The 21,133-nt window shown below is 68.9% G+C and carries 21 protein-coding genes and 1 pseudogene; 9 read left to right on the forward strand and 13 right to left on the reverse strand.

Annotation, left to right across the window (positions count from 1 at the left end; genetic code table 11):
- Window positions 1-117: 117 nt before the first annotated feature.
- From SALPAC4_RS0122345 to SALPAC4_RS0122360, 5 genes are all read left to right on the forward strand, one after another.
- Window positions 118-270 (forward strand): hypothetical protein, encoded by a 153-nt coding sequence (locus SALPAC4_RS0122345; RefSeq protein ID WP_223874825.1) that lies wholly within the window; start codon window positions 118-120, stop codon window positions 268-270.
- A 403-nt stretch (window positions 271-673) separates the two neighbouring features.
- Window positions 674-1,888 (forward strand): hypothetical protein, encoded by a 1,215-nt coding sequence (locus SALPAC4_RS0122350; RefSeq protein WP_223874826.1) that lies wholly within the window; start codon window positions 674-676, stop codon window positions 1,886-1,888.
- A 97-nt stretch (window positions 1,889-1,985) separates the two neighbouring features.
- On the forward strand, window positions 1,986-2,699 hold the full coding sequence (locus tag SALPAC4_RS0122355; protein WP_223874827.1) for an adenylate cyclase: 714 nt from the start codon (window positions 1,986-1,988) through the stop codon (window positions 2,697-2,699).
- A gap of 198 nt (window positions 2,700-2,897) precedes the next feature.
- Window positions 2,898-3,173, forward strand: a complete 276-nt coding sequence (locus tag SALPAC4_RS25590; RefSeq protein ID WP_019872250.1) for a transposase — start codon at window positions 2,898-2,900, stop codon at window positions 3,171-3,173.
- A gap of 252 nt (window positions 3,174-3,425) precedes the next feature.
- Window positions 3,426-4,373, forward strand: a complete 948-nt coding sequence (locus tag SALPAC4_RS0122360; RefSeq protein WP_019872251.1) for a tyrosine-type recombinase/integrase — start codon at window positions 3,426-3,428, stop codon at window positions 4,371-4,373.
- A gap of 187 nt (window positions 4,374-4,560) precedes the next feature.
- Here SALPAC4_RS0122360 and SALPAC4_RS0122365 read toward each other — a convergent pair whose 3' ends face one another.
- Window positions 4,561-5,709: a geranylgeranyl reductase family protein gene (locus SALPAC4_RS0122365; RefSeq protein ID WP_019872252.1), complete on the reverse strand. Its 1,149-nt coding sequence runs from the start codon at window positions 5,707-5,709 to the stop codon at window positions 4,561-4,563.
- A gap of 215 nt (window positions 5,710-5,924) precedes the next feature.
- Between SALPAC4_RS0122365 and SALPAC4_RS0122370 the strand changes: the two genes are divergently transcribed.
- From SALPAC4_RS0122370 to SALPAC4_RS0122380, 3 genes are all read left to right on the forward strand, one after another.
- Window positions 5,925-6,161 (forward strand): hypothetical protein, encoded by a 237-nt coding sequence (locus SALPAC4_RS0122370; protein WP_018215553.1) that lies wholly within the window; start codon window positions 5,925-5,927, stop codon window positions 6,159-6,161.
- 39 nt (window positions 6,162-6,200) lie between these two features.
- Entirely contained in the window at window positions 6,201-7,646 is a 1,446-nt protein-coding gene (locus SALPAC4_RS0122375; RefSeq protein ID WP_027644997.1) for an MFS transporter, read from the forward strand.
- A 93-nt stretch (window positions 7,647-7,739) separates the two neighbouring features.
- Window positions 7,740-9,362 (forward strand): alkaline phosphatase D family protein, encoded by a 1,623-nt coding sequence (locus SALPAC4_RS0122380; protein ID WP_019872254.1) that lies wholly within the window; start codon window positions 7,740-7,742, stop codon window positions 9,360-9,362.
- Between the two features lie 25 nt (window positions 9,363-9,387).
- Here SALPAC4_RS0122380 and SALPAC4_RS0122385 read toward each other — a convergent pair whose 3' ends face one another.
- The 3 genes from SALPAC4_RS0122385 to SALPAC4_RS0122395 all read right to left on the reverse strand — a co-directional run bounded on the left by SALPAC4_RS0122385 (window position 9,388) and on the right by SALPAC4_RS0122395 (window position 13,030).
- On the reverse strand, window positions 9,388-10,194 hold the full coding sequence (locus SALPAC4_RS0122385) for a hypothetical protein (RefSeq protein ID WP_019872255.1): 807 nt from the start codon (window positions 10,192-10,194) through the stop codon (window positions 9,388-9,390).
- A gap of 429 nt (window positions 10,195-10,623) precedes the next feature.
- Window positions 10,624-11,553 (reverse strand): SDR family NAD(P)-dependent oxidoreductase, encoded by a 930-nt coding sequence (locus tag SALPAC4_RS0122390; protein ID WP_027644998.1) that lies wholly within the window; start codon window positions 11,551-11,553, stop codon window positions 10,624-10,626.
- A complete protein-coding gene (locus SALPAC4_RS0122395) occupies window positions 11,546-13,030 on the reverse strand; it encodes a flavin-containing monooxygenase (RefSeq protein ID WP_027644999.1) in 1,485 nt (494 codons plus the stop codon). The genes SALPAC4_RS0122390 and SALPAC4_RS0122395 overlap by 8 nt, the downstream gene beginning before the upstream one ends.
- A 170-nt stretch (window positions 13,031-13,200) precedes the next feature.
- Here SALPAC4_RS0122395 and SALPAC4_RS0122400 point away from each other — a divergent pair, with 170 nt between their 5' ends.
- Window positions 13,201-13,641, forward strand: coding sequence for an archease (locus SALPAC4_RS0122400; RefSeq protein ID WP_019872258.1), 441 nt, complete (start codon window positions 13,201-13,203; stop codon window positions 13,639-13,641).
- Window positions 13,642-13,682: 41 nt separating this feature from the next.
- Here the strand turns inward: SALPAC4_RS0122400 and SALPAC4_RS0122405 are convergent, their stop codons facing one another.
- The 9 genes and pseudogenes from SALPAC4_RS0122405 to SALPAC4_RS0122450 all read right to left on the reverse strand — a co-directional run bounded on the left by SALPAC4_RS0122405 (window position 13,683) and on the right by SALPAC4_RS0122450 (window position 21,101).
- Window positions 13,683-15,101: an RtcB family protein gene (locus SALPAC4_RS0122405; protein WP_019872259.1), complete on the reverse strand. Its 1,419-nt coding sequence runs from the start codon at window positions 15,099-15,101 to the stop codon at window positions 13,683-13,685.
- A gap of 28 nt (window positions 15,102-15,129) precedes the next feature.
- Window positions 15,130-15,636, reverse strand: a complete 507-nt coding sequence (locus SALPAC4_RS0122410; protein WP_020113554.1) for a hypothetical protein — start codon at window positions 15,634-15,636, stop codon at window positions 15,130-15,132.
- A 182-nt stretch (window positions 15,637-15,818) separates the two neighbouring features.
- A pseudogene (locus tag SALPAC4_RS0122415) lies at window positions 15,819-16,546 on the reverse strand (coenzyme F420-0:L-glutamate ligase).
- A 99-nt stretch (window positions 16,547-16,645) separates the two neighbouring features.
- The gene (locus SALPAC4_RS0122420) at window positions 16,646-17,215 is read right to left on the reverse strand and encodes a kinase (protein WP_019872262.1); all 570 of its coding nucleotides are present in this window, start codon (window positions 17,213-17,215) and stop codon (window positions 16,646-16,648) included.
- Window positions 17,216-17,230: 15 nt separating this feature from the next.
- Entirely contained in the window at window positions 17,231-17,893 is a 663-nt protein-coding gene (locus SALPAC4_RS0122425) for a pentapeptide repeat-containing protein (RefSeq protein ID WP_019872263.1), read from the reverse strand.
- Between the two features lie 686 nt (window positions 17,894-18,579).
- Complete coding sequence (locus tag SALPAC4_RS28700) at window positions 18,580-19,356, reverse strand: TrmO family methyltransferase domain-containing protein (protein WP_223874828.1); 777 nt, start codon at window positions 19,354-19,356, stop codon at window positions 18,580-18,582.
- 165 nt (window positions 19,357-19,521) lie between these two features.
- On the reverse strand, window positions 19,522-19,782 hold the full coding sequence (locus SALPAC4_RS0122440; RefSeq protein WP_019872266.1) for a hypothetical protein: 261 nt from the start codon (window positions 19,780-19,782) through the stop codon (window positions 19,522-19,524).
- A gap of 77 nt (window positions 19,783-19,859) precedes the next feature.
- The gene (locus SALPAC4_RS28860) at window positions 19,860-19,994 is read right to left on the reverse strand and encodes a hypothetical protein (protein WP_263404842.1); all 135 of its coding nucleotides are present in this window, start codon (window positions 19,992-19,994) and stop codon (window positions 19,860-19,862) included.
- A 237-nt stretch (window positions 19,995-20,231) separates the two neighbouring features.
- Entirely contained in the window at window positions 20,232-21,101 is an 870-nt protein-coding gene (locus SALPAC4_RS0122450) for a carbohydrate ABC transporter permease (protein WP_033665045.1), read from the reverse strand.
- Between the last annotated feature and the right edge of the window lie 32 nt (window positions 21,102-21,133).

Below are 21,133 nucleotides of genomic sequence, written 5' to 3' on the forward strand. Positions count from 1 at the left end.
CGACCGCGTACGCGCGAACGGGCGTGTACGGCACGCTGGTCAAGCTCGGTGACGGAAAGGCGAGTTGCCCGCCGGATGCTGGACGGGTTTGTCGTCTCGGTGAGGATGTGGTCCTGGGTGAGATGCGGCCCCGGTGGGCGAAGCTGCCGCCAGCGGAGCGGCAGCGCCGCGCAGAGCAGAGCCGACCGCGAGCAGGCCGCGATCGAGGACGCGATTCACCGCACCTTCTACGGCGGCGACATCAACTTCATGTCCAAAGATGATTGGTGACCCTAACCACCCGGGGAGGACGTGTTTACGTGCCTTGGCGGCCCGGGTGTCGGTGGCCGGCAGGTCGCCGTTCGCGCATCTGCTGCAAACCACTAAAAGGCAGCGCTAAGCATAGTCGGATCTCTGACAATAGCATCGACATTCTTCATTGTTTCCTGAAAGGTGCTGCCCAACGGGGAGGTTCTGCGGATGCGGAGCGGGCGATACAGCTGCTTTAGCTTAGATTACTTGCCGGGTTCGTTCCCGGCGCAGCGAGAAAGAAACCCGTACGCACCGATCGCATGCAGGGCCCACCCTTTACCTCCTGGTCGCAGCACGAGCCGCATTGAGCAGAGTTCTGAACGTCTTGCCGCTGCACGTCAGGAGGTCCCAACCCAACCCCTCGTAGTAGGAAGGAATCCGCGTGGGATCCAGCCATGCTATCCACACCCGATGGTACCGCCGCACCTTCGCGGCGGCAGCCGTGCTGCTGCTGACAACAGCAGGTGCACTGACCGGGCAGCCAGCCCATGCCAAGGAACCCGACCCCGCCGATGCCGCTGGGCAGGGGCATCCAAAGGTGGTTACGCTGCCGGCGAGGGTGGGCGTCCAGGATGCGTTAACAACCGCCTTCAAGGCTGACGTCACGGTCTTGGAACTGCGGTTCTCCGGCAACGGCGTGGTGGGCGGCCTCATGCCGACGGTCGGCGCGACAGCCAAAGATCAGGCTACCTGGGTGGAGTTGGCATTTCAGCGTCGGTTCAACCGGACTCCAGCAGTGTCGGCGTTGGTTGTCCCGCCATCGACGTCGGCCGCCCAGATCAACGCCCTGCAGGCTGCGATGGCGGCGGTACCGCAGGTTGTCGTCACTTCCACGCCGGCCGCCGCATCGAAGAAGCTGCCCGCCACGCATACGGGCAGTCCCATGCAACCCCTCGATGGCTCTATCGACGAGCACTTCCCGTCGATCTGGGAGGGCGACACCTATCGGACCGTCTATCCCCCAGTGCAGGCGGAGCGTCGGGCCTATGACTACTGGTTCACGTACGAGAGCGCCTATGGCGCGCAACCTTCGTCATTCCCTAATGACTGGGGCATGGAGATCGGGATAACGACCTGGAACGATTCTCTTCCGGGATGGGTCGTCCGCCCGTTCTGCCCGCCCGGCTTCGGTGACTCGGACTGGGACTTCTGGTCTGGCACCTACGAGATGGGTGGCATCTGGGGGACGAACGTCCCGGACGCCTCCGCACCCTACGCCGATTACAACATCGCGAGCGACGGCTGCGACGAAAACGGAGTGGAAGTCGGCATCGGCTTCCCGGGCCAGCTGGTCCAGGACACGCTGTACCTAGCGTTCGTCGAACTGTATCCCGGAACGCAGAGCGCTTCGCGAATGGCCGCATCGGTGAGCATGAAGAGCAACGACTGCAACGACCTTGGGCTGTCCCCACAAACCGACTGCATGGGCCTGAACACCAATCGGAACCCTCCAGCGGGATTCGACGGCAGCGCCACGTTGATCAACGCCACCCGGAACTGGACGGCGCCGGCATGCTTCCTGATGGGAGAGGGGTTCACCGCCCCAATCCGCTACGCCCCAGGTGAAAGCGGCTGCCCAACCGTGATCTATTACTGACATCTACGCTGGTAGTGACATCCAGGCAGCCATGGAGCAAACATGCTCCGTGGTTGCCTGGAATAGCAGCCGCTGTCAGCCTCGGAGGATGATCAGGATGTCGCAGCAGCGTCCTCGACACCGGTTCAGCCCGCACCAACTATTTTTCCTGTACCTGGCCATCGTCTGTACCGGCGGAGTGGCCGGCGCGGTCACTGGTGGGGTCGGGCTGTTGGTGATGTCCGCCCTGAGCGTCGGATGTCGCCCGGCCGGCGGGGATGCGCTGCCCGGGGCAGACATGCAGTGTCCCGACGGCACCGGCAAGCTGCTTCCAGCACTCTTGCTGGTGGGCCTCGGCTGCCTTGTCGTCCTGTCGGCAGCAGCGGTGCTGATCAGCCGACGGGCCGACGCCGCGACGATTGCCCGGATAGCCCGGCATGCTTTGTGGTTGGCCACCGGGGTGGTGGCGGTCCCGGCTTTGATCTGGGTCAGCTTGGTATTTACCTCCGCTGCCACAGCGGGAGGTATTTGGGGCGTCGCGGCGAGCGTGTTCGCAGCTACCGTTTTCGTAGCTATCCCTTTGATCACGTCGTACGTGTGGCCGGCACGCACGACTACCGTGTTGGCCGCGTGTCTGGCGGTCCCCGTTGTCGTCGTGCTGGTCGGCTGGTGGCTGCCGCTACTTGTGCCCATCGGCATGCCGCTAGCCGCCATCTGGCTGATCGCACTGTGGCTGTTGCGGGCAGCCCGACGGGTGAACCCACCGGCCAGTCCGACTGAGGTTCCCTCGGTATCTCGGAGAATGAGGTTCCCTCGGTATCTCGGAGAATGAGGTTTCCCCGGTATCTCGGAGACTTTCGATCGCGGTCTTATAGGCCCTGACCAGGAGGTTTCTGTGCCCGCCCTCGTAAGTACCCGGATGAACTGCGCCAGCGTGCGGTGTGGCTGTACCGGGAGTCCGACCCTAAGCCGGTGATCAAGCGTTTGGCCGAACAAATCGGTGTTGTCGGCTCCGCCTGAAAAGTTTGGGGTGGCGTTGACAGGTGTGCATCCCGAAGCGTTGCGTAACTGGATCCGCCAGGACGAGGCGGATCATGGTGAGCGCTTCGACCGGCCCTGCCCCGGCGAGGCCGACGAACTTCGCCGGCTGCGCAAGGAGAACGCCGAGCTGCGTAGAGCCAACGAGATCCTGAAAGCCGCCTCGGCTCTTTCGCATCGAAACTGTGCGCCCTGTAGCGCTGAGAGGGGTGAGAAACCCTTCTCGCCGGGTCGTCACAGCGGCCTGGTGAGCCTGAGGGCAGCCTGATCCGCAGCAGCAGCAGCGGCGGTGCGGGTGGCAAGCGGCCCTGACGGGGGCGGGACCGTGGTGGTCGACTCCGAAGCCGTGCAGTTCCAACAGTGGGGAGGGCCGGGCTGCGGTGAAGATCTTGTGACACAGAATCCCGTATTCTCTGTCACAAAGCCATTGATCCATCCGTCGCCACCTGAGGGACACCGTCACCGCGGCGAGGGCGACTCGGCCACATTCTATGTCACATCACCGGAAGAGGTCGCTGAGGTGTCCGTGATCCCGCTACCGACCGCCCACCGCCCGATGGCGCTCGTGGTCGCCGTCGACGCGTTCCTCGACCGGTTCCGTGACGACCCCGCCACCCGCGCCACCTACACCGAGACCCTGCGTCGGCTGCGCGAGACCGCCGGGGACCAGATGCCGGTCACCGGGCTCACCCCGCAGCTCTACGAGCAGACGATGGCGCGCTGGGACCAGGGCGCGGCGAACACCTGGAACAAGCACCTGTCCGTGCTGACCTCGTTCACCGCCTACTGCCGCCGCCAGGACTGGCTAACCACCGACCCCGGCCGACGCCTGGAACGCCGCAAGGTCACCCGAACCCGCGACAAAGCCATCCCCCGCGCCCGCCTGGAGCGGCTGTTCACCGACGACCGCCACCCGCTACGCGAGCGGGTCCTCTGGCGGATGCTCTACGAGACCTGCGCCCGCGCCGAGGAAGTCCTCAGCCTCGACGTACCCGACCTCGACATGGAGTTCCGCCGCGCCCTCGTCACCGAGAAAGGCGGCGACCGCGCCTACGTGCACTGGGAAACCCCGACCGCCCGCCTGCTGCCCCGACTGCTGGCCGGCCGCACCATCGGGCCGGTGTTCCTCACCGACCGGCGTGCCGCAGCAGCGGGGCGCCGCGCCCCGGCCCTGGGCGACATCTGCCCGGAAACCGGCCGCGGCCGGCTGTCCTACCCGCGCGTCGAGTACCTGTTCAAGCAGGCGTCCAAGCTCCACGACCCGCACGACGCCGGATACACCCTCCACCAACTGCGCCACTCCGGGCTGACCCACCTCGCCGCCAAGGGCCGCAGCGCCGCCGAACTCCAAGCCAAATCCCGCCACCGGCACCTGGCCACCCTCGGCATCTACGTCCGGCTCGGCGAAGCGACCTCCGCCCGCATCACCGCCGAGAACGACGAACACCACCGCCGACACCGACGCTGACCACCTGTTCAGGCTCTAGATCACCTTTTTGATCCCTGGTCTCGCATCCGTTAAGAAGCCCCGTCTTGAGGCAGTCACCCCAGGTCCAGACCTAGATCAACTGCTTACCGTTGTTTTTGGTCTGGAAACTACGGACGGGCCTAGCGAGGCAGGTGCGGGTGTCCGCGTCTCGCGGACACCCGCAGCGTCAGCGCGGGCGGGCGATTCTCCGCCGGGGCGGCCCCGCGAGCGCTCCCAGTGCCACCCGCACCGGCACCCGAGAGAGCAGGTCATCGAAGCCGGCCCGCCCCTGACAAAAGGCGACAAAGGTCCGCCAGCCCGGCGGCGTGGCCATCAGTCCGTGGAACAATCCCGGCCGGCGAGCGAACGTCTCCAGCAGCCGCTGGCCCGCCCGCATCGACGGGACCAGCTCCCCCGCAACCGCCGACTCGTACCGGCCCAGATCGTCAGCGGCGACCGCCGCCCCCGCCAGCGCACCGGAACGCAGGGCGTAGCTGATCCCCTCCCGGCTCCACGGCTCCAGCAGCCCCGCCGCATCCCCCGCCACCAGCACCCGCCCGCGACGCAGCGGCGAGTCCTCCCGCCGGCACCGGGTCAGGTGCCCGGAATCGTGCGCTGGCTCGACCCCGGCCAGACCCAGCCGATCCACGAACGACCGCAGATAGGCCCGGGTCTGCTCCCCCGTCCCCCGCGCCGCGATCACCCCCACCGTCAGCAGGTCGTCCTTCGGAAACACCCAGGCGTACGAGCCGGGTAGCGGGCCCCAGTCCAGCAGCACCCGACCCCGCCAGCGGGCCCGTTGGGCCGGTGGCACCGGCAGCTCCAACTCCAGCCCCAGGTCGACCTGCCGGTGCCGCACCCCCACATGCCGCGCGGTCACGCCCGAGGACCCGTCGGCGCCGATCACCGCCCGCGCGGTCACCGTCGCCCCGTCGGCCAGCCGCAGGCGGACCCGGCCGGGCTCCGACTCCACCGCCCGGACCCCGACTCGCTGACGCAGCGTGGCCCCGGCGGCGACCGCGGCAGCCCGTAGCCGGTCGTCAAACTCGTCCCGGCGCACCATCGTCACCAGCGGGCCGGTCGCGCTCCGCCGGGTGAACGCCCGCCGCCCATCCAGGGTGAAGGTCACCCGCTCCGCCCGATCCTGCGCGGGCACCTCGATCCGGTCCGCCAGTGCGGCCAACGAGGAGCCGATCAGGCCGCCACCACAGGTCTTGTAACGCGGATGCACAGCCCGCTCCAGCACGAGGGTCGCCAGACCCGCCCGCGCCGCGACGTAGGCGGCGGACAGGCCAGCCGGGCCCGCACCCACCACCGCAAGATCCCAGACCGTCACCGTTGCCAGCCTAGGGCTCACGTCAACGTTCCTGGCCGAGGCGCGGGCAGTTCCCGGCACCGTCGCGCCGGGTGACCCAGGCTCGGCGCAGGTCCCGCCCCAACCGACCGCCGGGCCTGGGCGGCATACCCGATCGGGGGAGCATCTTCGGTCGCCAGCCGGGTATCCACCGCCCAGGCCGACCGCCCGCGAGGCGGTTTCCGAAGGAGGACGACATGCGGCAGGTGCAACTGTCGGAACTCGAGGAACGGGTGTACGACGCGGTCGCGGTCCTGGAGGCCCGCGGCCAGGTACCGTACCCGGACCTGATCGCCGAGGAGACCGGGTTGACCGAGGAGCAACTGATCGCTCCCCTACACCAACTCACCGAGAAGAACCTGCTGCACCGCGAGGACTCGCCGATGGCCGGCCTGGACTTCGGCCCTCGGTTCTGCGCCCAACAGCTGACGTGAGGCCGCGGCACCCCGGCGCGGGCGGGCAACCGCCGCCGGATGGATGACCACCCTTCCCGGGGGCCGCGGACCTCCCGGCCCGGTGGTGCCCGGGTCGGGCGACAGCGTCGAGGGGCGGCGCTCGGTGTTGGCCTGGTAGCAGTGTTCATGACGGTGCTCGACGTGAGCATTGTCAACGTTGCTATCCCGTCGATGGAGCGGGCACTCGATGTCGCTCCCAGTGACGTTCAGTGGGTCCTCGCCGGCTACACGTTGATGTTCGGGTTGATGCTGGTGCCCGGCGGCCGGTTCGGCGACGGGCATGGACGGCGGACCGTCTTCGTCGTCGGCGTCGCGCTCTTCACCATCACCAGCGTGGCAGCCGGGCTGGCTCCTACCGCCCCCTGGCTGATCGCTTCCCGCCTGCTCCAAGGTGCCGCCGCCGGACTGATCAACCCACAGGTCACCGGATTGATCCAGGAACTCTTTCAGAGTGTCGAGCGGGGCCGCCCGTTCGGGCTGCTGGGGGCAGCGGTCGCCATCTCCACCGCGGTCGGGCCACTGCTCGGCGGCCTCCTCATCCACATCGGCGGCGCCGAGCACGGGTGGCGGTGGGTCTTCTTCGTCAACGTGCCGATCGGTTTGTTCGCCGCCGTCCTCGGCTGGCGCCTTCTCCCACACCGCCCTCAGGGCGCCCCCGACCGGTACCGAATCGATCCGGTCGGGCTGCTGCTGCTCGGCGCGGGTGTCCTGCTTGTCCTGCTGCCCCTGGTCCAACAGCACTGGCAGGGTCCGGCAAGGTGGCTGACGCTCCCGGCCGGTCTGCTGACGCTGGCCGCCTTCGCCGGTTGGGAGCGGTGGTACGGCCGCCGCCGTGAGCCCCTGTTCGACCCGCGGCTACTCGGCATTCGCTCGTACCGGTTCGGTGTCCTGATCGCCCTGCTGTACTTCGGCGGGTTCACCTCCATCTTCTTCGTCCTCACCGTGTACCTGCAGAACGGCCTCGGGCACAGCGCACTCGCCGCCGGGCTGGCCAGCACCCCGTTCACGGCTGGCTTCGCCATCGCCTCCGTGGTGGGTGGCCGGATCGTCAGCCGAGTCGGTCGGCCGCTGGTCGCCCTTGGTCTGGCCACCGTCGCCGTCAGCCTCGTCGTCGTGGTCCTCGTCGTGAACCGGGTCCCCACGGGCGCCACCGTGTCTTGGTGGACCGCCACACCGTTGCTGGTGGCGGGGCTCGGCAGCGGCCTAGTGGTCACCCCGAACCAGGCCCTCACCCTCGCCCAGGTGCCGGTGTCGCGTGCCGGCAGCGGCGCGGGCATGCTGCAGACCGGCCAGCGCATCGGGTCTGCCGCCGGCATCGCCACGGTCGGCAGCGTCATCTTCGCGGCACAGGGGGCCACCGGGGACTGGTCGGTCGCCTTCCACCACGCGATGCTCCTGATCAGCGGAATCACCATTCTCGCGCTCTTGCTGGCGCTGACCGACATCGTCAGCGACCGCCGCTGAGCGAAAGACGCGACGACACCCAACTGAAGAAACGGCGAACACGCCCGACACGGGGCAGCGGCCGGGCCCTACCGACCGGTAGAAACAGTGTCCATGACGAACACCCTCGACCGTCGGACCCTCCTGCGAATGGCTGGCGCCTCCGCCGGCACAGCCGTCCTCGCCAGCGCCGCCCTCGCCGGCCCGGCCGGGGCCACCGGTAGCGCCTTCCGGCATGGCGTCGCCTCCGGTGACCCGTTGCCCGACGGAATCCTGCTCTGGACCCGTCTCACTCCGACCGAGGAGTCCCAGCCGGGCTCGGGTGTCGGTCCGGAGGTGACTGTGACCTGGCAGGTGGCCACCGATCCGGACTTCGCCACCCTGACCGCGCAGGGCACCGTCGCTACCGGCCCGGCTCGGGACCACACGGTCAAAGTTCCGGTCAGCGGGCTCGCGTCGGCCACCACGTACTGGTTCCGCTTCGGATATGCCGGCGCCTGGTCCCCCACGGCCCGGACGATGACCGCGCCGGAGGCAGACGCCGACATCGACCGGATCCGACTGGGTGTGGTGTCGTGCTCGAACTGGGAGGCAGGCTACTTCGCCGCCTACCGGCACCTCGCCGAGCGGGGCGATCTGAACCTGGTGGTGCACCTCGGCGACTACCTGTACGAGTACGGCACCGGCGAGTTCGCCGCCGGGGACACGGTGGTGCGGTCGGTCCAACCGGCGCACGAAACGCTGACGCTGCAGGACTACCGCGTCCGGCATGCGCTCTACAAGAGCGACCCCGACCTCCAGGCCCTGCACGCGTCGGTGCCGTGGGCGATCACCTGGGACGACCACGAGGTCGCCAACGACCAGTGGTCGGGCGGCGCGGAGAACCACACCCCCGGTGCCGAGGGCAGCTTCACCGATCGGGTGGCGGCAGCGCGCCAGGCGTACGCGGAGTGGATGCCGGTGCGCACCGGGGCGGACGGTGCGATCTATCGGCGGTTGCGCTTCGGCCGGCTCGCCGACCTGTCCATGCTGGACCTGCGGACGTACCGGTCCGAGCCGGCGTCGGGCCTGGCCATTGACGATCCGGAGCGGACGATCACCGGCGAGGCGCAGATGGCCTGGCTGAAGGCGGGTCTGGCCAACTCGGACGCCCAGTGGAAACTGGTCGGCAACCCGGTCATGATCTCCCGCCTGGACGTGGGTGCCCTCCCCTCCTGGCTGCTCGGGCCGCTGGGCACCCTGCTCGGCATCCCGCAGAACGGCGCGGTGCTCAACCCCGATCAGTGGGATGGCTACAACGCCGACCGCAACGAGCTGATCGACCACCTGTTGGCGACCGACACCCGAGACGTGGTCTTCCTGACCGGCGACATCCACACCTCGTGGGCGAACGAGCTGACCACCCAGTCGACCGGGCTGACCAACCCGGCCGCCGCCGAGTTCGTGGTGCCGTCGGTGACCAGTGACAACATCAACGACTTCCTGGGAATGCGGGAGGGCAACACGCTCAGTGATCTGGCGTCGGGCCTGATCCGCTCGACCAATCCGCACGTACGCTGGACCGAGCTGGACGGGCACGGCTACGGGGTACTGGAGGTGACACCGCAGCAGTGCCGGATGGACTGGTTCCACCTGGATGACCGGACGCAGAGCAGCACCGGTAGCCGCTTTGTGACGGGCTGGTCGGTTACCGCCGGCTCGTCGCGGCTGCACCGGGAGAGCGCGCCGCTGAGCTGACGCTGACTGGAGAGCCGGCCGTTGCTCACCAGAGCTCGGCGACGAGCTCCGCTGCCTGCTCTTCCCACTGCGCGTAGTGGAACGGGTACGCGGACACCTGCACCGTCTGCGCCGCGACGGTCAGCGGCAGCTCCTGCCAGCCGTTGACGTTCTTGAGCGCCTCGAAGAACGCCGTCGCGGCGTACTGCGGGTCGGTGATCTGCTGCGGCGTGCCCCACCCGGTCGACGGGCGCTGCTGGAACAGGCCCTGCGAGTCGTGGTCGTTGTAGTAGCCCAGGTGGCCGAGGTTGTACAGCTTCGACTCCTGCAGCGCGGTCGCCACGCCAATGACCGCACCCCGCTCGCCGACCCCGGTCGCCTTGGCGACCTCGATGATCTCCTTGGCGTTCGCGCGCTGGGCGTCGTCAACCTGGATGTAGGACTGGGCGCCCTGCACACCGTGGGGGATCAGCTCTTCCCGGGTGGGCGAGTCGGTGCTGTCGGTGTCGCTCGCCGCCGTCTCGGGGCTCCGGTCCGGGTCCGGGGTCGACTCGGTCGGATCCGGCTCGAGGTCCGGGTCCGGGGTCGTCGAGTCGGTTTGGTCCGGCTCGAGGTCCGGGTCCGGGTCACCGTCTGCGGCCTGCTTGCCGGTGGCCAGCTCAATGGCGGCTACGGCGCCCGGGTCCGGGCCACTGGTCACCGATGCCGCAGCGGCGGTTGGCGCGAGCGCGAGACCTCCGATCGCTGCTACGCCAGCCACGCTGAGGACAAGCTTGCGGTTCGGCTCGGTCGAGAGCCATTGGTACGGGGTCTTCGCGATGGCCGGGAGCCATCGGGTGAAGTCATCCTTCACGATGTGCCCTTTCGGTCAGGCGAAGCGCTCCGGGTGAGCACTCCTCGGGGAACCGCCGCGCGGGGTTTGGGATCCGGCGGCACCGGGGACACAACCCGATCACCATGTCCGGCATTCCGGGATCGCCCCGGATGGGAGTAGCTGCGGCGCAGGTCACAGGCAGATGGCGACCTCCAGCAGCAAACCGGATAGAGAACGCAAAAGCACATGCTGGGACCCCGGAACCGCCGCACCGGGCGTTCCGGGTACGGAAGGCCGGGCCAGACCGCGCTACGGCCCTCCGCGGCGGGCTCGGAGGCTGCACCGGTGTACACGGCGCGAACCGGTTGGATCGCGGTCAGCTCACCGCCAACGCCCCGCCCTCGGCTGCGGCTGCGGTGGAAGCGGCCAGGGGCAGGACCGTCGGCTGACCAGGCCAGACGTCGGCGGTCACACCAGGTCGTCCGCCGGGGGTGACGGCGACGCCGGCGGCTGGTCGGCCGGCTGCGGTGCCGGCGCGGCCCCGGTGGTCAGCCGACGAGTCGGCGCACCGGCGGTCCGGTCAAGCCCGACCCGCAGCAGCCTCCCGTACGAGGCCGGTGCGATCCGGGCGATCAGGTCGGGCAGCTTCGCCGACCAACCGATCAGCACCCGGGGCCGGCGGCGTTCCACGCCGCGCAGGATCACCTCGGCGGCCCGGGCGGGTGGGATGCGGAGCAGGCGATTGAACTGGCGCCGGCCCGCCTCGTGGTCGTCCCGGTCGACGCCGCTGCCGAACCGCGCGTTCTCGGTGATCCGGGTGGCGATTCCGCCGGGGTGCACGGCGGTGACGCCGACGCCGTCGGCGACCAGTTCGTGGCGCAGCGCCTCGGTGAAGCCACGGACGGCGAACTTGGTCGCCGAGTAGGCGGCCTGCCCAGGCGGGGCGATCAGCCCGAACAGGCTGGAGACGTTTACCAGGTGCGAGCCGGGATCCGCCTTCAGAGCCGGCAGTAACGCGTGCGTGAGCTGCACGACCGCACGGAAGTTGATGTCGACCACCCACTGGAACTCGTCCAGGGTCACCTGGTCGAACCGACCGCCCAGTGCCACGCCGGCGTTGTTGACCAGGAGCCGGATTCGGGGATGGCGGACGCGGATCTGCTCGGCTGCCCCCGCCGTGGCCGCCGCGTCGGCGAGGTCCACGACGACCGGGTCCACCCGCCGGTCGGGGTACGCGACGCGGATCGCGCTCACCACGGTGGCCAGGCGTTCGGCGTCGCGATCGAGCAGGACCAGGTCACTGCCGCGCGCCGCCAGGCCATGGGCGAGGGCGGCGCCGATCCCGCTGGCGGCACCGGTAACCACAGCGGTCGCGCGGTGGTAGTCAAACCTACGCACGCGCGGGACTCCGCTCCGGCCTGCCCGCCCGAGAGAACCGGACTCCCGCGTCGGTGAGCCGGCCGTACCGCATCAGCAGCAGGTCCCGCGGATAGTTCTGGGGCAGCCGCCAGGGAGCGCGGTCGCCCTGCCGAGGCAGGGCGGCGAGGCCGCGCAACACGTAACCGGCGGTGAGGTCAAGAAGAGGGCGCCGTGCGTCGCCGGGCGGCGGCAACGGGGTGACGACCTGCTGTCCGGTGCGGTCAAGGTGGGTGAGGAGCCGACACACGTACCGAGCGATCAGGTCGGCCCGGAGCGTCCAGGAGGCGTTGACGTAGCCGATGGTCATCGCGAAGTTCGGGACGCCCGAGAGCATCATCCCCTTGTAGGCGACCGTGTTGGCTAGGTCGATCGGCGCACCGTCCACGGTGAGCTGGGCATCGCCGAGCGCAAGCAGCTCCAGGCCGGTGGCGGTGACGACCACGTCGGCGGCCAACTCATCGCCGGAGGCCAGCCGGAGCCCGGTCTCGGTAAAGGTGTCGATGGTGTCGGTGACGACCGAGGCCCGGCCCGCCGCGATCGCCTGGAACAGGTCACCGTCGGGAACAACGCAGAGGCGCTGGTCCCACGGGTTGTAGCGGGGCGAGAAGTGCCGGTCGAGGTCGTAGCCGGCCGGAAGTCGGCCTCGCACGGCCCGCCGCAGCAGCCGCCGGACCAGGTTGGGGGCCCGCCGGCTGAGCTGGTAATTCGCGGTGAGCAGCAGGATGTTCTTCCAGCGCACAACCGGATAGACCACCCCCTTCGGCAGCACCCGGCGCAGCGCGGCGGCGGCCATGTCCCGTGCCGGCAGCGCCAGGATGTAGGTGGGTGAGCGTTGCAGCATCGTCACGTGGGCGGCTCGCTCGGCCAGCGCGGGCACCAGGGTCACCGCGGTCGCACCGCTGCCGACCACCACCACCCGCTGGCCGGTGTGCTCCAGGTCGGCGGGCCAGTGTTGCGGGTGCACGATCCGGCCGGCGAACCGTTCCGCCCCGGGCAGTTGGGGGGTGTAACCCCGGTCGTAGCGGTAGTAGCCGGCACAGGTGTGCAGAAACGAGCAGGTGACGGCGACCTCCTCGCCGGTCTCCCGGCGGGCGTACACCGTCCACCGGGCGGTACGGCTGTCCCAGTCGGCGCGGACGACCCGGTGCTGGAAGCGGATGTGCTCGGTGACGCCGTACTCGCGGGCGGTATCCCGGACGTAGTCCCGAATGGACGGGCCGTCGGCGAGAGCCGTGGGGTCGCTCCAGGGCCGGAACGAGTAGCCGAGAGTGAACATGTCCGAGTCCGACCGGACGCCCGGATAGCGAAACAGATCCCAGGTGCCGCCGATCGCGTCACGCGCCTCGAACACGGCGTACGTCTTCTCGGGACAGTGCCGGATCAGGTGGCAGGCCGCGCCGACACCGGAGAGGCCGGCACCAACAATGAGCACGTCAACGTGGTCGGTCGTCGCCATGGCCTCTCCCGTCAACGAGCCGGTGCACTCGACCCTAGCCAGCACCAGCACCGCATTCAACACATTGAACTGGTCTGATATGTCGGCTCCGCGACGACGAGCCAGCAGCGCCACCCAGGCCCCGGAAGCCAACCGCGCCGAACCGGGTCCGGAGCAGGCGATCGTAGCGGATGATCGGGGGCGTGGAATCACGACCCGAACGCGGCCACCACTGCCTGCCACACACCGCCGACGTACGGATCGAAGCGTGGGCGCCGACGCGGGCGGAGTGCGTGGCCGAGGCGGTCACCGCCCTGGTGGACACCTTCGTCGACCCGGGCCCCGCGCAACCCACCGCCGAACGGGTGTACCACGCCCCCGCCGACGAGGACGCAGACCTCCTGGTGAACATCCTCGAGGAGGTGATCTTCCGGATGGAGACCAGGGGCGAGCTGCCACTACGAACCGAGATCCGCGACGAGGGTGCCGGCGGGCTACACGTACGTTGGCAGACCACCGACGCCGACGCGGTGGAGCTGATCGGCGCCGTACCGAAGGCCATCTCCCTGCACGAGCTACGCTTCGGCCCCGAAGGTCCCCGCTGGTCCTGCGCGCTCACCGTGGACGTGTGAGCCGGCGCAACCGCCAGATCCGCGCAACCAGCCCGGGGGCATCAGCCCTTGACGACGCCGATCGGCACCAACCGGGCGACCTTGCGGCACAGCCCGGCGCCCTCGGTCGCCTCGACCACGGCGTCGATGTCCTTGTACGCCGCCGGCATCTCCTCGGCCAGACCACGCCGGGAAGCACCGCGTACGGCGATGTCCCGCGCGACGAGCTGCTCGCGCGGATCCTGGCCGCGCTCGTCCCGCACCGCCTGCTTCCGGCTGCGCACCCGCCCGGCCCCGTGACAGCTGGAGGCGAAGGCCGGGGCGCCGGAGACCCCGGTCAGTACGTAGGACGCGGTGCCCATCGACCCGGGGATGAGCACCGGCTGCCCGACCTCGGCCAGCTCCGCCGGCAGGTCCGGATGTCCCGGAGGCAGCGCTCGGGTGGCGCCCTTGCGGTGCACACAGAGCGAACGCCGCTCGCCATCCACCCCGTGGGTCTCGATCTTCGCCTGGTTGTGTGAGACGTCGTAGACCAGGTCGAGGTTCGCGCCGGTTACCCGACGAAAGACCAGCCGGCTCACGTGGGTGAGTAGCTGCCGATTCGCCCGGGCGTAGTTGGCGGCGGCGGCCATCGCGCCGAGATAGGCGTGCCCCTCCGGAGACGAGACCGGCGCACAGGCGAGCTGCCGGTCCGGCACCTCGATGCCGTAGCGGGGCATCGCCTTCTCCATCCGGCGTACGTAGTCGGCGCAGATCTGGTGCCCCAGCCCCCGAGAGCCACAATGGATCATTACGCAGACCTGGCCGGGCCGGAGCCCGAACACCTCCGCGACACGCTGGTCATACACCTCCGTGACAGCCTGCACCTCGAGGAAGTGGTTGCCCGAACCGAGACTGCCCACCTGCTTCGCGCCGCGCTCGATCGCCCGTTCCCCGACCGCCTCCGGGTCGGCGTCGCCCAGCGCACCCTGGTCCTCGCAGCGTTCCAGGTCCCGCTCGACGCCGAAGCCGCGCCGCACCGCGTACCGCGACCCGTCGCGCAGCACCCCGTCCACGTCCGCGCGGCCCGCCAGGTGCCACGCCGCGCCCCGCCCCGCCCCGCGCGGCGTCGCCTCAGCCAACCCATCCATGACCGCGTCGAGCCGGGGACGAAGCCCCGCCAGATCGAGGTCAGCCGTGAGCAGCCGCACACCGCACGAGATATCGAAGCCCACCCCGCCCGGAGACACCACCCCGCCCGCCGCCACATCGGTGGCGGCCACCCCGCCGATCGGAAAGCCGTAGCCCAGGTGCACATCCGGCATGGCGAACGAGGCATCGACGATGCCGGGCAGCGTGGCGACGGCCGCGACCTGCTCCAACGACCCATCCGCCCCGATCTCCGGCAGCAGCGCCTCGGCCGCGAAGACCACTCCGGGAACCCGCATCGGGTCCCGCCGATCGATCCGGAAACGGTACGGCGACTCCTCGACCAGCTCCACCCGCGCGACCTACCCGGTCCGGTCCGGCTTACACGCGGGCCGGCGGACGACGCATCGCCCACACCCGCGGTCCCCCGCCCGGCACGGTCACCTCCCCGGTCACCTCGAACCCACACCGTCGGTAGAACCGCAGATTCGCCGAGGCGGACGTCTCCACCGTGGCCAGCAGGAACGCCGGCTCCGCAGCCCGCAGTGGGGCACAGGCCGCCTCCGCGGCGAGCATCGCCGCATGGCGGTCCCCGGCATACTCCGCGTTCCCGGCCGCCACCTCGACCCAGACCTCGTCGGGCACCGGCCGGTCCGACCGCAGCCACACCGCCACCGCCTGCGGGTGGCCGTGGGTGTCCAGCGCCGCCCAGACATCCCCGTACGGCAGGCCAACCGTGGTCAGGGTCATCGCGAAGAGGTGTGCCAGCCGTTCCCGATGCCGATCCGCGCCGACGGTCCACGCCGTCCAGGAATAGCCGTCAAACGCCTCGGCCAACACCCCGGCCGCCGCCTCGACCAGCTCCGGCCCGATCCGCCGTACCTCCACGAACGTCCTCCTCATCCGTCCCGATCCGAACGGCGATCCTCCCAGCACCGCAGCATCCGCCGCCGGGAATATTCGCGTCTCCCGGAAGCTGGCCAGCCCCGGACCCCCGAGCCGCTCAGCCAGAGCGGGAGGTCAGGGGCCGGGGTGGCCGATGGTCCCGGTGGCTCCGGTGAGCAGCAGTGTCACGGCCGGCGTTGAAGCATTGACACCACGCCCGCGTCACTGCTCTCGTAGCCGATGCCGCGCAGGACGGCGACCGGGGCCCCACGACCCCGCTGCCCGAGGATGATCCCGGCCGCCGCGGCGATCAGGTCGGTGAAGGTCTCCTCCTGCCGCTTACCGCCGTGCTCCGTGACACGCAGCGGCCCCACACCCGCCGCGCCGATCGAGATGACGGTCGCCCCACGCCGGTCGGCACGACCGTCGGAGTCCGCGACCACCACCGCGACAGTCGCGCCCGCGTGAGCGATCAACGCATCCCGCAGGGCGCGGGCGGAGGCGTCCGGATCCACCGGCAACAGCCACGCACCCTGCGGGCCGGCCCGGTCAATCCCGGCGGAGGTGAGCTGGAAGCCGAGCCGGTGCCGCGCGATGATCGGGCCCCTGTCCGTGGCCAAGAAGTAACTGTCACTGGAATCCACGATCAGCTGCACGACCTCGGCAGGCTTGCCCGTGCGAGCGGACAACTCCAGCGCCTCCGGACCCGGGACGACACCGGCCAGATCCACGTACCGATTCTCCGCGACACTCACGGCCTTGGAAGCCACCACCACCACATCCCCGTCCTGCAACTCGGTGCCAGTACAAGCCAAAACGCCGGTGATGGCGCCCGCCAGATCCGCACCCTGCTGGAGCTCGGAAAGGGTTCCAGCGCGAAAGCGGAGAAGCCGGAGGTCGGGACAGCGGTCATCGTCGGGCTCCTGCGGGAGTGAGGACAGCGGTGCACAGGCGGGCGGGTCCGACGGCGAGCCGCGCTGGAACGGCGAAGCCCTTAGCCGGCGGGACTGGGCTACGGGAACGGAGCGTGTGAAAGCAGGTCGTCGTCGCGTCCGGTCTGGGGAAGACCGGATGCAGCCGCTATGGCCTCGACGGCATCGTTCAGTCCCGTGGTCTCGGGCAGGACGAGTTCACCGGGCCAGCCGAGCACGTCGTGGGCGGCGTACAAGCCGCTCATGTGCTCGGCGGTGAACTCGCTGGCCTGCGGACGCGTGAGATGACGGCGCAGCGTCTCGGGCAGGGACACGTCGAGATAGCAAAACAGCGACCGGCCACTGTGGCCCGCCCGTAGGGCCGTCAGCATGCTGCGGTAGCGGCTGGTGTGCATGATGCCCTCCAGCACCACGTGGTAACCATGGTCCAGGGCGAACCGAACGGTCTGCGCGATCAAGGCCGGTGCCGCTCCGCCGGGCTTGTCCCGCTCGCGTAGCAAGATCCGGCGCAGGTAGTCCTGCTCGACCAGGGCGCAGCCCCGGCCGTGCCGGCGGCGTAGCTCGCGGGCGATGCTGCTCTTACCCGAGCCGGAGTTACCCCGGATACAGACGAGGATCGTGTCCGGGCTACCCGTGGCTTCACCGAGCACGACGACTCCTCGGCTTCAGTCGATTCGGACGGTCAGATTGAGGGCGGCGATGGCCAGCCGGGTGAAGTCAGGGAGTTGATCCTCGCCAAGGGTGACCCCGCGCAGATTGTCCAACGGCGCCCTGAGCCCGTGGAGGCAGCTTCCGCGAAGATCGGCACCGTCGAGGTGGCAGGCGTCCACCTCCAGACCGGCGAGGTCACAGGAGCGCAGCGCGATACGCGGCAGCCGACAGGAAGACCACTCGCCGTTGCTGAGAGTGCAGTCGGTGAACGCGACCGAGCCGACGGCGGCGACGCGCTGGAGGGTGGCGTAGTCGAAGCGGCAGCCGTCGAACAGGACATCCTTGAGACGTACGTCGGTGAACCTGGTGCCGGTGAACCGGGAGCCGATGATCGCGCACCGTTCGATGGTGATGCCGGTCAGGGTGGCTCCGGAGAAGTCGGTACGGGTGACCTCGCAGCCGAGAAGGCTCCCCGCCTCCCAGCTGCACTCGCCCAGGTCCACACCGGTGATCAGGCTGCTGCGGATGCTCACATCCGCAAGCTGCGCACCGCGCCACGCCGCACCCTCGACCAATGCCTCGGTCAAATCGCCGTCCAGGTCCGTTGTGGCATCAAGGTCGTCCGGATCGAGGTCCGGCAGCAGGACCTGCACCTCGCCGACCGTGGTGGTACGCATATGTCCTCAACCTGTGCAGGCGCGGGATGGGCACGCCGCCCCGCGCGTCCCGTTGGGCTACTTTCTCTTGTTCCAGTTATCCCAGCCAGGGCGGCTGTCGAATCTTCCTCGGTTGTCCAGGTGGGGCGGCGCGACGCGTCGCTCATCAGACGCAGGGACCTCCGGTCGGGCAGGTAGCAGACCGGCATCACCGACGACTCTGAAGCACCCCCTTCTCCGACCGAAGGTGTGGAGCGATGATGAATTTCGGAAAGGCGAAGAGCACAACACTCCAGTACAACAAGACTCCCAGGAGTGCAGGTGCAAGAAATACAACCATGACTAATTGTGCCCGAAATGAGGTGCCGCCTGATGGCGACAGAAAAAGGGAGAGCCCCGAGATGAATAGACAAGAACCCCCAACAAAAATCGTTGGCATTGCCCTAACATGCCCTCGCCGGAAACGCTCTGATCGATACCAAAACGCAACCTGGTGGTCATAATCACGAGTCTTCCCATGCCAATGCCGATAGCAGGCCACCGGTGACACCACCAGTAGAACAATACAGGCAATCGTCGCAAACAGTTCCACTTGCACCACAATCCCTTACTCTACAGGCCAAACGCTAATCGTTGTCAGACCAGCTCCGCTTCCAGTAGAGCGCGTTCGATAATGACTGCGCGGCTGGCTCGGAATTTCTCCACCGTCAAGCTCTCGCTGAGGGCTGGAAGTACTCCGACATCAGCTGGCTGACCCATTCCGGCTGCCGGACGTCTACCGGCAGGAACTCGGTCATCGTTGGCTTCAGGTCGATGACTGGGGTACCCGTGACCGCGTCAAGGCCGACCACCGTCAGTTCGCGGCCGCGCACGGATTCGATCGCGCAGCACGTCACCCCGATGCGGTTCGGTCGGCGGGGACCGCGACCGGCGAAGATCCCGACGGGCGGGAGGTCAGCGCGGCCGCGGTACGGGCGAGGCTCGCGGTAGTCGTCGCGTTCCGGGACCTGATCGAAGATAAACAGCACATCGATGTGGGTGAATCCCTCCAACCCTTGCAGACACGCCTCGCCGAAGCGCTCGTCGATGGTGATCGTGCTGTGGACAGCACCCCAGTTGTCCGTGTGCTGGACATCTGTCCGGTCATTGCGCACCGTACCGATCGGATTGATCTCGAAGCTGAACATGGAGAGGCTGTTTCCCTTCAGTGAACGCAATCTTCGGCCGAAGCGGCGTGACGCGTGGTCACATGACGAGGAGGAGCACGCTATCACCACCATCACTAGGGCGGTGGCAGCGTGCACGCCGTACGCAACTGCCTTGGGGCCGTCGCTGCGCAACACGATCATTGCATCGCCGGCGGGCATGCCGGAGGCCACGTCCGCCCGGGTAGCTGCGCAGCACGACACCGCTGACTCCGGCACCGCGCCGCTGGCCATCCTCAAGACCAGGAGGTTGGCAACGGCCAGGACGATCGCCACCACCGCCGTACGCGAAAAGGTGACGGCCGGCGGGTGACCACTGCGCAAGTCACCCGCCGGCTCTCCCGGTCATTCGTGGGCTACGGAGGGGACCCGACGCAACGCACTGTGTTCCTTCCACGGTGCGTTACCGAGCAAGCTGCGGTCCCCGCGGCGGGAGTCTTCGGATCAGGCGTTGCTGGGGCGGTTGCGGGTAGCTGGGCGGCCGGAAGCGAACCAGAGGATGATGCCGATCCCCGGGGCCAGGACGACCAGCCAGATCCAGCGCTTGCGGGAGCCGGAACTCAGCTGCGGCCGGAAGATACTGACCAGGGTGGCGCCGAAGAGAATCACGTGGATGGCCAGAAGGGTGCCCCAGAGGGCAATGCCGCCGAAAGTCTGCGCGAGGTCGGGGGCGGCGAGCGGGGCGCTAGCGGCGAATGCGGTCACTTCTCGATCCTTCGTGTTCGTCGGAGCGAAGGGAAGCGGAGCGGTCGGGGTCTGGGGCGCCGTGCCCGGGATAGGGGTCAGGCGGTGTCCCGGCGGTGGAAGGCGATCGCGCCGGCGCCGAGGGCGAGCAGGACGTAGCCGGCGACGACGGCGACGGCGCCACCCTGGGAGAGCGTAGGGGTAGCAGCGCAACACGACACTGACTCCGGCACCCACGCCGCCGGCCACCTCAGAACCAGGATGTTGGCGACGGCCAGGACGATCCGAAGTCCAACGGCTGCCGAGCACCCACTGAGCGACCAGCACCACCGCCGTACGCGAAAAGGCCCTGACCGGCACAGAAGTGCTAGGTCAAGGCCTTACTCGTTGGTGCGCCGCCAGGGACTCGAACCCCGAACCCGCGGATTAAGAGCCCGACGGAAGCCACGGAACCGACAGGCCCTGGGTGATCACAGCCGATAGAAGGCCCGGTAGCGACGGAACAGCCGCCACTGCAGCACCACCGCCGCCACCGTCAGCAGCATCATCACCAACGTCGCGGCGGCGGCATAGCCGTAGCGCAGGTACTCGAACCCGGTGCGGTAGATGAACAACGACAGGTAGGTGGTGGCATACGGCGGTGGGCCACCGTCGGTCACCACGAACGCCGGCACAAAGGAAAAGTGCAGGCTGGCGATCAGATCCCGCACCACCAGCAGCGCCAACACCGGCGCCATCAGCGGCAGGGTGACCCGCCGGAAGACGTCCCAACCGGTCGCGTCCTCCAGGGCCGCCACCTCATAGACATCCGCTGGCAGGGCCCGCCGGGCGGCGAGCAGCACCACGAAGGTCTCCCCCATGGTGAAGACGCTCATCAGGATGATCGCGGCGCGGGCGTCAGTGGGGTCGGTAAGCCACTGCGGCGGGGTACGACCGAGCATGGTCAACCCGTTCTCGCCACCGACCCGCAACAGCTGGTTGATCGGGCCGTACAAGGGGTTGAACAGCCAGAGCCAGAGCAGGCCATAGGCGATCTCGGGTACCGCGGTCGGTAGCAACGCCGCGACCCGTGCGGGACGGCTCCCGAACGACCGGCGATGCAGCAGCAGCGCCAAGCCCAGTGCGAGCAGCACCCGAAGCGGCACGGCCACCAACGCGAACACCAGCGAGTTGGTCAGCGCGACCCGGAACACCGGGTCCGTCACCAACTCGGAGACGTTCGCCAACCCGGCCCAGCTCGGCGGATTGACCAGGTCGTACTCGGTGAAGGCCAGGGCGAGCGTGACCGCTGCGGGGAGCAACACCAGACCGACCAGGCCGACCAGATACGGCGCGAGCATCACCGCCACCTGCCGGTGCCCGCGCGCCGCCG

The sequence above is a fragment of the Salinispora oceanensis genome, assembly GCF_000383575.1.
Classification (GTDB): domain Bacteria; phylum Actinomycetota; class Actinomycetes; order Mycobacteriales; family Micromonosporaceae; genus Micromonospora; species Micromonospora oceanensis.